The sequence below is a fragment of the Streptomyces oryzae genome, assembly GCF_017676365.1.
Classification (GTDB): Bacteria; Actinomycetota; Actinomycetes; order Streptomycetales; family Streptomycetaceae; genus Streptomyces; species Streptomyces oryzae.
Window position 1 is genome coordinate 17,817 of the sequence record NZ_JADKMA010000074.1, and the last position, 14,043, is coordinate 31,859.

The window sequence follows — 14,043 nt, forward strand, 5'->3', positions numbered from 1 at the left end:
CCGCCCGGCCTGCGCGTGCACCTCACGTACGGCGCATGGTGACGGGCCCGGGCCGGTGGACGGCCCGCAACTGGTCGCCGTACCGGTAGAGGACTGTGGGCGGAGCCTCCTCCTCCTGCACCCTGAGCCGGTAGATGAACGGCGCGGGCCCGGTCACCTGGATGACCTCGCCGGTCTTCCCCGTCTTCCGGTCCTGCGCCACGTCGCCGACGGCCCACATGTCACACACCCCGGAGCCCGCGCTGATTTGCCGTGTCCGGCGCGTGCTTGCGGTGCAGATGAGCCCCGAACAGCGCTTCGAGGTCAGCGCGCGGCTTCGGGTCGAGCGCCGACCTGTTGATCATCACCCGGAACCACTCACAGTCCTGGCAGGGCATCGGCTGCTCCTGCTGAGGGCTCTCTTGCTCCATGTTTCCCACCTGCCGCGTAACTATTGATTACTTTCTGTGGTGAGAAGAACACGGGCGAGCCTGAGATGGCGCGGGTTGAGTGGAAGTTCTCAACGTCGGAAGCCTTCGATTGCCCCTGCCTGAGAGGTCAACTCGCATGTCACGCATGAGGAACAGCCAGCCTGGGAAACCAAGGTTGAACCACGAGCCAAGCGGCGCGTTCGGTGAAGACGTGCAGCGGTTCCGGGAAGCCCGGCGCATGTCGCAGGAAGCGTTAGGGCACGCGACGGGCTACAGCAAGAGCTACGTGAGCAAGGTCGAATCCGGGTCGCTCATCCCCTCGCAGCGCTTCGCGGAAGGTTGCGACAAGGTGTTCGGCACAGGGGGACTCTTCGCCCGGCAGCTTCGCCGCATCATCGAAGGCGAGCATCCGTCGTGGTTCGCGCCGTTCATCGACGCGGAGCGCGAAGCGGAGGTGATCGAGGACTATTCGACCCTCTTCATCTACGGCATGCTTCAGACTCCGGAGTACGCGCGGGCGGCGTTGGAGGCTGTCACGTCGGGGGCGGACCCCAGGGACCTGGATGCCAAGGTCGCAGGACGTATGCGGCGCCGGGAGGTCATGGCCAAAGAGGAACCGCCGCAGATTTGGGTGGTGTTGCACGAAGCCTGCTTGAGGGCGAACGTTGGAACGCCGGAGGTCATGGCCGGGCAACTTCGCTTCCTGGGCGACGCGGCGGGACAGTACCGGACATTGACGCTTCAAGTGCTGCCGTTCTCATCGTCGGCTGCGGCAAGAGCAACGCCGTTCACCTTGTTGGGGTTCGAGAGCGGGCAGATGTCGGTCCATGTGGAAGGCCCCCAAGGTGGGCGACCGTACGATGACAAAGCAGCGCTGAAGAACTCGCGTCGAATCTTCGATCATTTGCGCGCGTGCGCACTGAGCCCGCATGCTTCATTGGACTTCATCGACACTGCGAGGGAAGCACATGAGCGAGAAGCCCGTTTGGATCAAGTCCAGCCACAGCGACGGCGAGGGCGGCAACTGCGTCGAGTGGGCCCCGGCGCTCGCGTCCGGCAACGGAACCGTCCCGGTGCGTGACAGCAAAGACACCACCCGCGCCCCCCTCGCGTTCTCGCCCGACGCCTGGCGGGCGTTTGTCGAAGGTGTGAAGACGACCGGGCGCTGATCACCGCCGACATCCCTCGGGAGCAGCATGCCCCGCACCAGACCAGTCGCCGCTCTCGCCATGGACGAAAGGGCGGCGGGCGCCGTGCTGAAGCCCGCCACACGGCTCCGGCTCGGCGAGGTGGTGGACCTCGCCGAGCCCGTGCTGGGCGACTTCGGCACGGAGGCGGCCCACAGAGTGCTGCCGTCGGTTGAACTCCTCGTCACCGGCTGGGGCTGCCCCCCACTGGACGCCGAAGTGCTCGCGCTCGCCCCGCAGTTGCGTGCCGTCGTGCACACGGCGGGCAGCGTGCGCGGGCACATCACACCGGAGTGCTGGGCCCGCGGTATCGAGGTCTCCACCGCGGCGGCGGCGAACGCGGCACCCGTCGCCGAGTACACGCTCGCCATGATCCTGCTGGCGAACAAGCAGGTGCTGCCGGCGGCCGAGGCGTACCGCGCACAGCGTGCCCGCGAGGACTGGCTCTTCCCCGACCCGCTGCTGGGCAACTACCGCCGCACCGTGGGCATCCTGAGCGCCTCCCTCGTCGGCCGCCGGGTCATCGAACTGCTGCGCCCGCACGATCTGCGGGTGCTGCTGTTCGACCCGTACGTCACAAAGGCCGAGGCCGCCTCGCTCGGTGTGGTCAAGGCGGAGCTTCCGGAGCTGTTCGCCGCGTCCGACGTGGTCAGCGTGCACACCCCGCTGCTGCCCGCCACCCGCGGGCTGGTGAGCGGTGACGTACTCGCCCTGCTGCGGGACGGCGGAACGCTGATCAACACCGCGCGCGGCGCCGTCGCCGACCAGGAGGCGCTCACCAAGGAGCTGCTCAGCGGCCGTATCCGCGCCGTACTCGACGTCACGGAACCGGAAGTGCTGCCCGCGGGGCATCCGCTGTGGGAGTGCGAGAACGTGCTGCTCACCCCGCACCTGGCGGGCTCGCAGGGCAACGAGCTGGACCGGCTGGCGCACTCGGCGCTCCAGGAGGTGCGCCGCTGGGCGGCGGGCGAGGGCTTCGCACACGCCGTGCACCCGGAACGGAAGGAGCTGCTGGCATGACAGGGCACAGCGCTGGGGACACCTCCGGCGTGCTGGGCCTGCCGCCGCCCGACCACTCCCTCAGCCCGCACACCGGCTACTCCCGTGCCCACTGGGAGGCGGCGGCGGACGGGCTGTTGCGGGCCGCGTGGCGGTGGGCCACCCCGGGTGGGGCGCTGCTGGATCTGCCGGGGCGGCCCTCCCGCTCCGGCACCCGCTCGGACGGGCTCGAAGGGTATGCGCGCACGTTCCTGGCGGCGGCGTTCCGTACGGCAGGCGGCAACGGCGCCGACCCGGCCGGGCTGCTGGAGCGGTACGCGGACGGCCTCGCGGCGGGCACCCGTACGCCGGGCCGCGAGGACGCCGAGTCCTGGCCGCTGATCCGCGACTACACCACCGCGGGCCAGCCGATGGTGGAGTCGGCCTCCGTCGCGCTGGGGCTGCGGCTGACCCGGCCATGGCTGTGGGACCGGCTGGAGGACGCCACCAGAGAGGGGGCCGAGGAGTGGCTGCGGGGCGCGCTGCGGCACACTCCGGCGCCGAACAACTGGTATCTGTTCCCGTTCTCCGTCGCCGGGTTCCTGGAGTCGGTGGGGCGCGGTGACGCTCAGACGCGGGCTGCGGTCGAGCGGGGGCTGGAGCTGCTGGAGGGCTGGTGGCGCGGCCAGGGGTGGTACGCGGACGGGGAGGGCCGCGCCTTCGACCACTACAACGGCTGGGCCCTGCACCTGTATCCGCTGCTGCACGCCCATCTCGCGGGCGACGAGGCGCTGTCGGCCCGCTACGGGCCCCGGCTGCGCGCGCACCTGTCCGGCTTCTCGCTGATGTTCGGCGGCGACGGCGCCCCGCTGCACTTCGGCCGCTCCCTCACCTACCGCTTCGCCGCCTGCGCCGCCGTCGGCCTCGGCGCGCTGACCGGGCACACGCCGCTGTCCCCCGGTGTCTCCCGGCGGCTGCTGAGCGGCGCGCTGCACTACTTCCTGGACCGGGGCGCCGTCGACGCCGACGGGCTGCTGACCCTGGGCTGGCACGGCCCGCACGACGCGACGCTGCAGACGTACTCGGGTCCCGCTTCGCCGTACTGGGCGTCGAAGGGGTTCGTGGCGCTGCTCGTACCGCCCGGCGATCCGCTGTGGACGGCGCCGGAGGAGCCCGCGCCGAGCGAGGGTGCCGACCGGGCGCTGGCGCTGGCCGCACCCGGGCTGCTGCTCCAGTCCACCGGCGACGACGGGCTGGTCCGGCTGCACAACCACGGCAGCGACACCGTACGGCCCTGGCAGGGAGAGGTCTTCGAGGAGGAGGACCCGCTGTACGCGCGCTTCGCGTACTCCACCGCCACGGGCCCGACAGCCCGCGACAACCCGCCCGACAACCACCTGGCACTCCAGCTCCCCGCGCAGTCCGGGCGGCCCGGACGGCCCGGGCGGCCCGGGGCCTGGAGCGTACGGCGGCGGGTCCACCCGCTGGGCGCCGGCTCGGCGGCGGACGGGGCATGGGGCTGGGCGGCGTCCTGGCACCGGCCCGTCTTCCCGGCTCACGCGCCGGCACCGCCGTCACTGCGGGTGGAGAGCGTCACGGTGGTGCGCGGGCGCTGGGAGGTACGGGTGCACCGGGTGCTGGGCGCACCGGCCGGCACCCGGATACGGCTGACGGGCTGGGCCGCCGACGAGGACCTGGCGACGGAGCTGATACCACTGCACGGCCTCACCCCCACCGACCCGCTACGCGCCCCGCACGGCACCGCCTACGCGCGCTGGGTGCGGGTGCCGGCAGCGGAGGGAGAGCTGGACGGCACGGGGGTGTGTGCCGCGGCGGCCGCACTGGGCGGCAGCGACGGGGATGCCGCGCCCCCGCGGGTGTCGGTGACCGAGGGGACAGAGGCCCTGGAGATCGCATGGGGCGACGGCGGCGGGCGTGTGCGGGTCACCTTCGATCCGCCGACGGCGGTGGCGGTGCGGGCCGACTGAAGCCGGGCGGGGCGGCCGAAATCCCGTTGCCCGGCCTCTTCCGGGGGCGGCAAGATGCCCCTTCGTGCTTCCGGACCTCTCCCCGTGGCGGGAGTCACGCGACTTCCGCACCCTGTGGACCTCGGGCCTGATCACCACCTTCGGCAGCTTCCTCACCTTCGTCGCGCTGCCCCTCCAGCTGAAGGAGCTGACCGGCTCCGCGGCGGCCGTGGGGGCGCTGGGCGCCGTCGAACTGGTGCCGCTGATCGTGTTCGGGCTGTACGGCGGGGCACTCGCCGACGCCTTCGACCGGCGCACGCTGATCCTGGGCAGCGAGGCCGCACTGGGCGCCGTGGCGCTGGGCCTGCTGCTCAACACCCTCCTGCCGCACCCGATGGTGTGGCCGCTGTATGTCGCGGCGGCGCTCAGCAGCGCGCTGAGCGGCGTCCAACGGCCCGCGCTGGACGCGATCCTGCCGCGGATCGTGGCGCACACCCAGCTCAGCGCGGCGGCGGCGCTCAACTCACTGCGCTGGCAGGTGGGCGGCGTCGCCGGGCCCGCGGTCGCGGGCCTCCTGGTCGCCTACACGGGCCTGGCGACGGCGTACACCCTCGACCTGGCGACGTATGTGCTGTCCCTGCTGCTGGCGCTGCGGCTGGCCGCCTCACCGCCCGCGCACGACGCCGCCAAGCCCTCCCTGCGCGGGATCCTGGAGGGCACGCGGTACGCGTGGGGCCGCAAGGAACTGCTGGGCACCTATGCGGTGGACATCGTGGCGATGCTGTTCGCGTTCCCGATCGCGCTCTTCCCGTTCCTGGCCGACCAGTTGGACGCCCAGTGGTCCCTGGGCCTGATGTACGCGGCGCTGCCGTTCGGCTCGATGCTGGTCAGCGTCACCAGCGGCTGGACCTCGCGGGTGCACCGGCACGGGCCGGCGGTAGTGCTGGCCGCCGCGGGGTGGGGCGCGGCGATGACGGTGGCGGGTGTGGTGCGTGAGGTGTGGCTGGTGCTGTTCTTCCTCGTCGTGTCCGGGGCCTTCGACATGATCAGCGGAATCTTCCGCTCGACGATGTGGAACCAGACCATCCCGGACGAGCTGCGCGGCAGACTGGCCGGGATAGAACTGCTGTCCTTCTCGGCCGGGCCACAACTGGGACAGGTGCGCTCGGGCGGAGTGGCCTCGCTCACCTCCATACGAACGTCCGTGTGGTCGGGCGGTCTGGCGTGCGTGGCGGGGGTGGCACTGCTGGCCGCGGCCCTGCCGAAGCTGCTGGCGTACGACGCGCGCACCAGCGAGCACGCACGAGCGGTGCGGGAGGCCCGGGAGAGCGCGGGAACGTCCGGTGGCCAGGACTGACCCGGCGCTCAGTCAGCGTCTCCCTCGCCGCGACCACCCTCACCCCAACGCGGATCGTTCTCCCACTCAGAAGTCCGCTCCCGCGCCGTCTCCAATGCGCGGGCCGCCTCCTCCCGGCTGGCATAGGGCCCCATCCGGTTCTTGCCCGGCGACTGCGGGCCCTCCTCGACGGTGCCGGTCTCCACGTTGAAGAACCACTCTCCGGGCTTGCCGACCGTCTTGCGCTTGAACAGAACCATACGGCCATCGTCCCGCACGGACCCCCCGGACGCAGCCCCCGCACACAGCCCTCGCGGAGGCCCCTCCGCGAGGGCCCCGCGGACGGAGCGGAGCCCGCGGCCCGGATTAGACTCGCAGACATGTCTGGCCAGTCACTCCTCGTCCCCGGCACGATCTCCCCGCCCCGCGCCGTTCCCGCCTCGATCCCGCGTCCCGAATACGTCGGCAAGCCCGCTCCCACCCCGTACGACGGGCCCGAGGTGCAGGACGCCGAGACGGTGGAGAAGATGCGCGTCGCCGGGCGTATCGCAGCGCGCGCCATGGAGGAGGCGGCGAAGCACATCGCCCCGGGCGTCACCACGGACAAGCTGGACGAGGTGGCGCACCAGTACATGATCGACCACGGCGCCTACCCCTCCACCCTGGGCTACCGGCAGTTCCCCAAGTCGCTGTGCACCTCGGTCAACGAGGTGATCTGCCACGGCATCCCGGACTCCACGGTGCTGCGCGACGGCGACATCGTGAACCTGGACGTGACCGCGTATCTCGACGGCGTGCACGGCGACAACAACGCCACCTATCTGTGCGGGGAGGTGGACGAGGAGTCGCGGCTGCTGGTGGAGCGGACCCGCGAGGCGCTGAACCGCGCGATCAAGGCCGTCAAGCCGGGCCGCCAGCTCAACATCGTCGGCCGCGTCATCGAGTCGTACGCGAAACGGTTCGGCTACGGCGTCGTCCGCGACTTCACCGGGCACGGCATCAACAGCTCGTTCCACTCCGGGCTGATCGTCCCCCACTACGACGACCCGCGCGCCACAACCGTCATGCAGCCCGGGATGACCTTCACCATCGAGCCGATGCTGACGCTGGGCACCTATGAGTGGGACATGTGGGAGGACGGCTGGACGGTCGTCACCAAGGACCGCAAGCGCACGGCGCAGTTCGAGCACACGCTGGTGGTGACGGAGAGCGGCGCGGAGATTCTGACGCTTCCGTAGCGGCCCGGCGGGGTACGGGTTTTCCGACAGGGTGTCGGCAACTGCTTGACTTAGGTAAGCCTGAGCAGCAGGATCGCACCGTGTCGGAGTCCCGCACGCCCGCCACCGCCACGTCCACCCCCGGGAGCCAGCCTTGTCGTCTGCCGCATCCCCCTCGCAGGACACCTCGACGGATCACGCCACGGCCTTCTCCACACTGATCCGCACCGCGTCGCACCAGCAGCACACCGAGGCCGAGAACTCCTCCTTCATGAGCGAGATGCTCGGCGGCAGGCTCGGCGTCGCGGCCTACACCCGCTACACCGAGCAGCTCTGGTTCATCTACGGCGCGCTGGAGGCCGCCGCGGACACGCTGGCCCACGACCCGGTTGCGGGCCTCTTCGTCCGCGGCGAGCTCTTCCGGCTTCCCGCGCTGGAGAGAGACCTGGACCATCTGCACGGCGGCTCGGCCGGCTGGCGCGCGGCGGTCACCCCGCTGCCCGCCACCGCCGCGTACGCCGCGCGGATCACCGAGGTCGCCCGCACCTGGCCGGGCGGCTATGTCGCCCACCACTACACCCGCTACCTCGGCGACCTCTCCGGCGGCCAGATCATCCGCGGCACCGCCGAGAAGACCTGGGGCTTCGCCCGCAAGGGCGACGGCGTCCGGTTCTACGTCTTCGACGCCATCGGCAACCCCGCCGCCTTCAAACGCGAGTACCGCGCCCTGCTGGACGCCCTCCCCTGCGACGAGCTGGAAAAGCGCCGCATCGTGGACGAGTGCAAGCACGCCTTCGCCCTGAACACCGCCGTCTTCCGCGAACTGGGCGCCCACTTCCGGCTGAGCGCCTGACGCCCCGCGCCCGCGGAGGGCTGCCCGCTCAGTGCGCGGTGCAGCCCTCCTTTTTCTTTTCGCCCTGGAGGAATGCCTTCGCGAAGCGGAGGGTGTTGCGGCGGGTGGCGTCGGCGCCCTTCTCGCCCTTGGCGAAGGTGAACCGGAAGGAGAGCGAGTCGGCCCACTCCAGCCCGCAGGGGGTGGACAGGTGGATCTTGTTGTCCCCTTGCACGGTCCAGTGGGTGTCCGCGACGTGCACGCTCTTCGCGTCCTTGAGGGACTTCAGGGACACGCGCTTGTCATCGGCGGTCAGCGGCTTGTCCAGCTCGGTGATGTCGACGTCCAGGGCGACGGGCCCGTCCACGACGTTCACCTGACAGGCGACCACCGAGCCGTCGTCCCTGACCGGCCGCCGGGACTGGTGCAGCTTCTCCCCGTCCGGCAGCAGCGGCTCCACCGTCTCCTCGGACATCCGGACACCGCAGACCTTGCGCGGGACGGCGTAGTCCCGGCCGCCGGAACACGCGGAGAGCAGCACGACGAGCGGCGCCACCAGCGCCAGGACCCGCCGGGTGGTGCGCGCGTTCACTGGTCTCCCCACTCCTCGCGGGCCTTGTCCTTACCGTCGTTCGCGGCAGCGTCGATCTTGTCCCAGGCACCGTGGTCCTCGGAGAACCCGGTTTCGTGTTCCGCCCACTTGGAGTTGGTTTTGTACCACTCGTCCTGCAGCGCCACGAGGCGACGCTGCTGGTACGCGGAGACGTCCTTGTTGTCGTCGGTGGCCCCCGCCTCGATACGGGCGTTCTCGTCCTCGGTGAAGTACTTGCTGAGGCCGAATGCCGCGTTGGCGATGTGGCCGCCCCCGGGCAGGAACGACGCCCCCTCGGCGACGACCAGGTAGGTGCCCGTGCCCGTGTGTCCCCAGCCCGCCGCCCTGAGGTCGTCGGCCTTCTTGTCGCCGATCGCCTGGTAACGGGCCTCCTCCAAGAAGCCCACCGTGCGGCCCGCACGGTTGAGGCTGTCCTCGGGGTCCGCCTTCTCGGAGTGGATGTCGTGGACCATCGCGGCGTTCATGGACTCGTTCAGCACCTGGTAGCTGTGCGGGTCGCGGGAGATCTGCTTGGAGACCTCCAGCAGGTCGCCCCGGTCCAGCACCTGCTCCTGGGGCGAACCGCCCATCGTCATATGGGCATCGTCCCCATGGTTGCCGATCAGCTTGGCCATGTCGTCGCGGAGTTCGGCCGGCATCTCGTCCTTCTGGCCGGCGAGCCGCTCGAGGGCGCCGTCGAACACATCGTCGTGCGCCTGGGTGTGTTCGACGTAGGTCGCCGCCGGGTCGTCCGGATTCATCCCGCTGCCCGCGGCGAACAGCGCGTCGCCCAGAGCCTCGCGGGAGGGGAGTTTGACGCCGTCGTCGGGGCCCGCGCTGTCGGGCTGCTCCTCGTCGAACCACGTACGGCCGCCGTGGTCCATGTCCTTGAGGAAGTAGTCGGCCTTCCCGGGGTCGTTGAAGAACGCGGTGGAGGCGTCGGGGTTGTGGCTGAGGGCCTTGAAGTAGCCGGTCATCGGGTCGGCGCCGGTTGCCTTGTCGCCCGGGTCCAGGTCGGTTCCCATACCGACGAGCCCCCAGGCGGAGGGCGCGTCCGGCTTGCTCTTCTCGAACTCGTACATCGCGTCGCCGTACCGGTCGAGGAAGCCCTGGTCGAACTTGCCCTTGCCCATCAGGCTGCTCATGATCTGGAAGCCGTACGGCTTCGCCAGCGGGCCCAGGCCCTCGTGGCCGAACTGCTTGGTGCCGGCGGCGATCACCTCGTTCTCCCAGCTGCGCATCGCCGGGGTGTCCTGACGGGTGGCATTGGCCAGGCTCATGCTCAGGTTGCCCTGGATGTGGTCGAGCAGCTTGGCGCGCGCTCCCTCGGGGGTGTCGCCGTGCCCGGGGTCGGCGAGGTCGCGCCAGAACTGGAGGGTGCCCTGGCCGCCCATCTTCGTCGCGAAGTTCTCGGTGAAGCCGGGGTTGTCCCGCTGGTTCTGCAGAACGGTGTTGAAGCGCTCGAGCTCCTCGTCGTCCAGCTCCCAGACCTTGACCTTGCCGTCCTTGAACCGCTTGGCCCAGTACTCCGCGTCCACCTTGCCCTGACGCTTGTCGGCGCCCTTGACGCTGCCGGCCGCCGCGCCGGAGAAGTCGTACTTGCGCTTGGCGATGGCCCGCAGCTCGCGGGCGACGATGCGGTCGGTCTCCCCCGCGTCCCACAGCACCCGCTCGATCCGCTTCTCCGCGGCGCGGATCTGCGACTCGGTGGGCTTTTTGATGTCGGCGTCGCCTGCCACCGCCGGCGGGGGTACGGAGGCGACACCGAGTCCTTTGTCGTTGATGTAGATGTTGTCCTTGGCGACCTCGTCGACGATCTTCTCCAGGTCGCTCTTGTGATCGGTGAACGCCTTGTGGGCCGACTTCAGCAGGCCCAGCACATCTTCCGCCTCCGCGACGAGCTCCCCGAACTGCCGGGCGGTCTTGATGACGAACTCCCCGGTCCGGCCGGCATTCTGCCCCGCCCAGTCGGCCGTGGCCACGGCCGACTGGAAGTGCACGGCCGTCGTCGCCCCGCCCTTGCTCGCGCCGCCCTTGCCGCTGCCGTCGTGCAGATCACGCAGCCGATCGACCGTTTCCTTCCAGTCGGTGATCGCCGTGTCCAGCTTGCCCAGCCGCAGGTCACGCAGCTGAGCCACCGTCATCTTCTCCGTCTTGGCCATGCAGCCCTCCCCGCCCCTCGGTTCGCCTCACTTGATCCGGTCGTCGAGCGTGGCGATCGACGACATGTCTCCCGTGACCTTTTCCTCGTCTCTGCCGTGGGCTGCCTTCGTGTAGTCGAGGTGGTCGGAGATCTGGCCGCAGGCGTCCTTCAGCGTCTTGAGCTTGGTGTCCCAGGCGTCCTTGAGCTCGGTCAGCGCGGCGCCCATGTCCAGCCCGTCGCCGGTCAGTGAGGAGGCGGCCTCACCGGTGGCGGCGCGTGCGTGGTCGCCGTCGGTGGCGAGCTGCTCCCGCAGGCCGTATGCCATGTTCCCGAGCTTGCCCAGCTCGTCGTCGTTCACGACGAGATCCAGGCTGCCGCTCGCGCCGGTCCCCGGATGACCACCGCTCGGATGGCCGCCGGTCGGATGGCCGCCACCGCCCGGATGGTCCGCCGCCGCATACCCGTTGAGCTGCATCCGGGTCCCGTCGGTTCCCGATGCGGCGGTTGCCTTCGCCTGCTCCCACTCGGTGAAAGTCACTGCTGACACCCCCGTTCGATCTGTGCATGGCGAAACATTCAACGTAGGTGGTGCGGTGAGCCGCAGCAACCGGCATCAGAAGGCCGTCGGACCGAAAACCCTTTGCCGTCGCGGGTGCGCCGGGGCGCACAATGAACTGCGAGGAAGCCCGCACGGGGGACGGGCCTGGCTCGCCGTCCGGCCGCTTGGGCCGGCTGTTTTCTGTTGCCGGTTCGTAGGCGCTTGTTGTCTGCTTGTTACGGGGGAGTTGGAACTGCCATGACTCACGTGGAGATGCCCGGTGCCCGGGTGCCGATCCGGATGTGGACGGACCCGGGCACGGTGGAGGACGCGGCGCTGCGGCAGCTCCAGAACGTCGCGACGCTGCCGTGGATCAAGGGTCTCGCGGTGATGCCCGACGTTCACTACGGCAAGGGTGCGACCGTCGGTTCGGTCATCGCGATGCACGGCGCGGTCTGCCCGGCCGCTGTGGGGGTGGACATCGGGTGCGGGATGTCCGCTGTGCGTACGTCGCTGACGGCCAACGACCTGCCCGGGGACCTCTCGCGGCTGCGCTCGAAGATCGAGCAGGCGATTCCGGTGGGGCGTGGGATGCACGACGAGCCGGTGGAGCCCGGCGATGTGCACGGGCTGCCGACCTCGGGCTGGGACGATTTCTGGGCGCGGTTCGGCGGCGTCGCCGAGTCCGTACGCTTCCGGCAGGAGCGGGCCACCAAGCAGATGGGCACGCTCGGCGGGGGCAACCACTTCATCGAGGTGTGCCTGGACACCGACGGCCAGGTGTGGCTGATGCTGCACTCCGGTTCGCGGAACATCGGCAAGGAGCTCGCGGACTTCCACATCGGCCAGGCGCAGAAGCTGCCGCACAACCAGGGCCTGGTCGACCGCGATCTGGCCGTCTTCGTCGCCGACACCCCGCAGATGGCGGCCTACCGGCACGACCTGTTCTGGGCCCAGGAGTACGCCAAGTACAACCGGGCGCTGATGATGGGGCTGCTCAAGGACGTGGTCCGCAAGGAGTTCAAGAAGGCGAAGCCGGTCTTCGAGGAGACCATCTCCTGCCACCACAACTATGTGGCGGAGGAGCGGTACGACGGGATGGACCTGCTCGTCACCCGCAAGGGCGCGATCCGCGCGGGCAGCGGCGAGTTCGGCATCATCCCGGGTTCGATGGGCACCGGCTCGTACATCGTCAAGGGCCTCGGCAACGCGGCCTCGTTCAACTCGGCCTCGCACGGCGCGGGCCGGCGCATGAGCCGGAACGCGGCCAAGCGGCGGTTCTCCGAGCGGGATCTCGCCGAGCAGACGCGCGGGGTCGAGTGCCGTAAGGACTCCGGGGTGGTGGACGAGATCCCCGGCGCCTACAAGCCGATCGAGCGCGTCATCGACCAGCAGCGGGATCTGGTGGAGGTCGTCGCCAAGCTGCGTCAGGTGGTGTGCGTCAAGGGCTGACCGGCGCCCGGCGGCGGAGCAGGAGGCCCTGTGGGCGGGGGCCGCATCGGGGGTGGCCGGCGGTGAGGTGGTTCACCGCCGGTCCTGCTCCGCCGCCAGGCAGTCCGCCACCAGCCGTTGTGCGTACGCCGGATCCAGCCCACCCGGCCGGAAGAGGATGCGGTACATCATCGGCGCCACGACGTGGTCGATGACCGATTCGGTACCGGGCACCCGCGGCTCCCCGCGGGCGGTCGCACGCCGCAGGACGACATCGATCTGCTCCGCGGCGTAGGCGGAGCAGCGGCCGGCGTTGTCGCCGTCCGGATCGCCGAGCAGGGCGTCGCGGATGTAGGCGCGGCCCGGGGGCGAGGCCATCTCGTCCAGGAACTGCTCGGCCCAGGCCGTCAGGTCGGCGGACAGTCCGCCCAGGTCCTCGGGCTCGGTCTCCGGCCGCAGATGTTCGACGGCGACGTCCGAGAGCAGCGCCCCCAGATCGCCCCAGCGGCGGTAGACCGTGGACGGGGTGACCCCGGCGCGGGCTGCGATCAGCGGAACGGTGAGCGCGTCCCGGCCCACCTCGGCCTCCAGCTCGCGCACGGCTGTGTGCACCGCCTCCTGGACCCGGGCGCTGCGCCCGCCGGGGCGCGCCATCGATCTGGCCATGGGCGCCATGCTAATGCAAAGTCATTGCGTCAACGCCGCGGCCTCCGGCGGGGACCGGCCCGCCCGGGGCGAGCGCGCCGACCGGCCCGCTGCGCTCCAACGCGTGCCCCGCGCGCAGCAGAACCGCCTCGCCCAGCGGCCGTCCCATCAGCTGCATCCCGATCGGCAGCCCCGCCCGGTCGTGGCCGACCGGCACGGTCAGCGCGGGCACCCCGGTGATGTCGGCGGGCGCCGAGAGCCGTACATAGCTGTCGGAGACGCTCTCCACCGTGCCGTCGGGCCAGGTGAAGCCGGACCGGTCCACCTCGGCGGCGGTGGCGGGAACGGTGGGCGCCGCGATGACATCGACCGCCTCCAGCATGCTCAGCCAGCTGCGCCGCATCAGCGTGCGGGCCCGCTGGGCGCGCAGATAGTCCCCTGCGGTCATGAGTTCACCGGCTTCCAGCAGGACGCGTACGTCGGGCGCGTACAGCTCGGGCACGGACCGCAGTGTCTGCTCGTGGTAGGCGGTGGCCTCGGGGACCATCAGGCCCCACTGGACGGCCTGGATGTAGCGGGTCATCGGGATCTCGACGTCGACGAGCCGCGCGCCGAGCGCCTTCAGCCGGTCGATCGCCTGCCGGACCGCAGCCTCGACCTCGGGATCGACACGGTCGAAGTAGTAGTTGACCGGTACGCCGACGCGGAGCCCGGTGAGGTCGTCGCCGTCCGGGTGCGGCAGGCGGGCGACGGTTGGCGGGGGCGGG

At 70.6% G+C, this 14,043-nt stretch carries 15 protein-coding genes and 1 pseudogene; 8 read left to right on the top strand and 8 right to left on the bottom strand.

Annotation, left to right across the window (positions count from 1 at the left end):
* Positions 1-22: 22 nt before the first annotated feature.
* Together ITI46_RS16300 and ITI46_RS16305 are read right to left on the bottom strand one after the other, a co-directional pair.
* Entirely contained in the window at positions 23-220 is a 198-nt protein-coding gene (locus ITI46_RS16300; RefSeq protein ID WP_209240286.1) for a hypothetical protein, read from the bottom strand.
* Position 221: 1 nt separating this feature from the next.
* The gene (locus ITI46_RS16305) at positions 222-410 is read right to left on the bottom strand and encodes a hypothetical protein (protein WP_209240287.1); all 189 of its coding nucleotides are present in this window, start codon (positions 408-410) and stop codon (positions 222-224) included.
* Positions 411-585: 175 nt separating this feature from the next.
* On the opposite strand from ITI46_RS16305, the gene ITI46_RS16310 reads away from it, so the two are divergent.
* From ITI46_RS16310 to ITI46_RS16325, 5 genes and pseudogenes are all read left to right on the top strand, one after another.
* Complete coding sequence (locus tag ITI46_RS16310) at positions 586-1,491, top strand: helix-turn-helix domain-containing protein (protein WP_307808196.1); 906 nt, start codon at positions 586-588, stop codon at positions 1,489-1,491.
* Positions 1,454-1,579 (top strand): annotated as a pseudogene (locus ITI46_RS35815) (DUF397 domain-containing protein); the annotation flags it as partial. The gene ITI46_RS16310 and the pseudogene ITI46_RS35815, both read left to right, overlap by 38 nt.
* Positions 1,580-1,606: 27 nt before the next feature.
* The gene (locus tag ITI46_RS16315) at positions 1,607-2,617 is read left to right on the top strand and encodes a hydroxyacid dehydrogenase (protein ID WP_209240289.1); all 1,011 of its coding nucleotides are present in this window, start codon (positions 1,607-1,609) and stop codon (positions 2,615-2,617) included.
* Complete coding sequence (locus tag ITI46_RS16320) at positions 2,614-4,563, top strand: DUF2264 domain-containing protein (RefSeq protein WP_209240290.1); 1,950 nt, start codon at positions 2,614-2,616, stop codon at positions 4,561-4,563. The genes ITI46_RS16315 and ITI46_RS16320 overlap by 4 nt, the downstream gene beginning before the upstream one ends.
* A gap of 64 nt (positions 4,564-4,627) precedes the next feature.
* Positions 4,628-5,899, top strand: coding sequence for an MFS transporter (locus tag ITI46_RS16325; RefSeq protein WP_209240291.1), 1,272 nt, complete (start codon positions 4,628-4,630; stop codon positions 5,897-5,899).
* Between the two features lie 8 nt (positions 5,900-5,907).
* Here ITI46_RS16325 and ITI46_RS16330 read toward each other — a convergent pair whose 3' ends face one another.
* The gene (locus tag ITI46_RS16330) at positions 5,908-6,138 is read right to left on the bottom strand and encodes a hypothetical protein (protein ID WP_209240292.1); all 231 of its coding nucleotides are present in this window, start codon (positions 6,136-6,138) and stop codon (positions 5,908-5,910) included.
* 120 nt (positions 6,139-6,258) lie between these two features.
* Here ITI46_RS16330 and map point away from each other — a divergent pair, with 120 nt between their 5' ends.
* Positions 6,259-7,116: a type I methionyl aminopeptidase gene (gene map, locus ITI46_RS16335; RefSeq protein WP_209240293.1), complete on the top strand. Its 858-nt coding sequence runs from the start codon at positions 6,259-6,261 to the stop codon at positions 7,114-7,116.
* Between the two features lie 133 nt (positions 7,117-7,249).
* Positions 7,250-7,948, top strand: a complete 699-nt coding sequence (locus tag ITI46_RS16340; RefSeq protein ID WP_209240294.1) for a biliverdin-producing heme oxygenase — start codon at positions 7,250-7,252, stop codon at positions 7,946-7,948.
* A 28-nt stretch (positions 7,949-7,976) separates the two neighbouring features.
* Here ITI46_RS16340 and ITI46_RS16345 read toward each other — a convergent pair whose 3' ends face one another.
* The 3 genes from ITI46_RS16345 to ITI46_RS16355 are packed head-to-tail and all read right to left on the bottom strand — an operon-like array spanning position 7,977 to position 11,200.
* A complete protein-coding gene (locus ITI46_RS16345; RefSeq protein ID WP_209240295.1) occupies positions 7,977-8,519 on the bottom strand; it encodes a hypothetical protein in 543 nt (180 codons plus the stop codon).
* Positions 8,516-10,681: a hypothetical protein gene (locus ITI46_RS16350; RefSeq protein WP_209240296.1), complete on the bottom strand. Its 2,166-nt coding sequence runs from the start codon at positions 10,679-10,681 to the stop codon at positions 8,516-8,518. The genes ITI46_RS16345 and ITI46_RS16350 overlap by 4 nt, the downstream gene beginning before the upstream one ends.
* Positions 10,682-10,708: 27 nt before the next feature.
* On the bottom strand, positions 10,709-11,200 hold the full coding sequence (locus ITI46_RS16355) for a hypothetical protein (RefSeq protein ID WP_209240297.1): 492 nt from the start codon (positions 11,198-11,200) through the stop codon (positions 10,709-10,711).
* A gap of 258 nt (positions 11,201-11,458) precedes the next feature.
* Between ITI46_RS16355 and ITI46_RS16360 the strand changes: the two genes are divergently transcribed.
* Entirely contained in the window at positions 11,459-12,652 is a 1,194-nt protein-coding gene (locus ITI46_RS16360) for an RtcB family protein (RefSeq protein WP_209240298.1), read from the top strand.
* A gap of 72 nt (positions 12,653-12,724) precedes the next feature.
* On the opposite strand, the gene ITI46_RS16365 is transcribed toward ITI46_RS16360, so the two are convergent.
* Positions 12,725-13,306 carry a TetR/AcrR family transcriptional regulator gene (locus tag ITI46_RS16365; RefSeq protein WP_247746077.1) on the bottom strand — a complete coding sequence of 194 codons (582 nt, stop codon included), beginning with the start codon at positions 13,304-13,306 and terminating at the stop codon, positions 12,725-12,727.
* 1 nt (position 13,307) lies between these two features.
* Positions 13,308-14,043, bottom strand: a 736-nt coding sequence (locus tag ITI46_RS16370) for an amidase family protein (RefSeq protein WP_247746078.1), incomplete at its 5' end; no start/stop codon positions are given.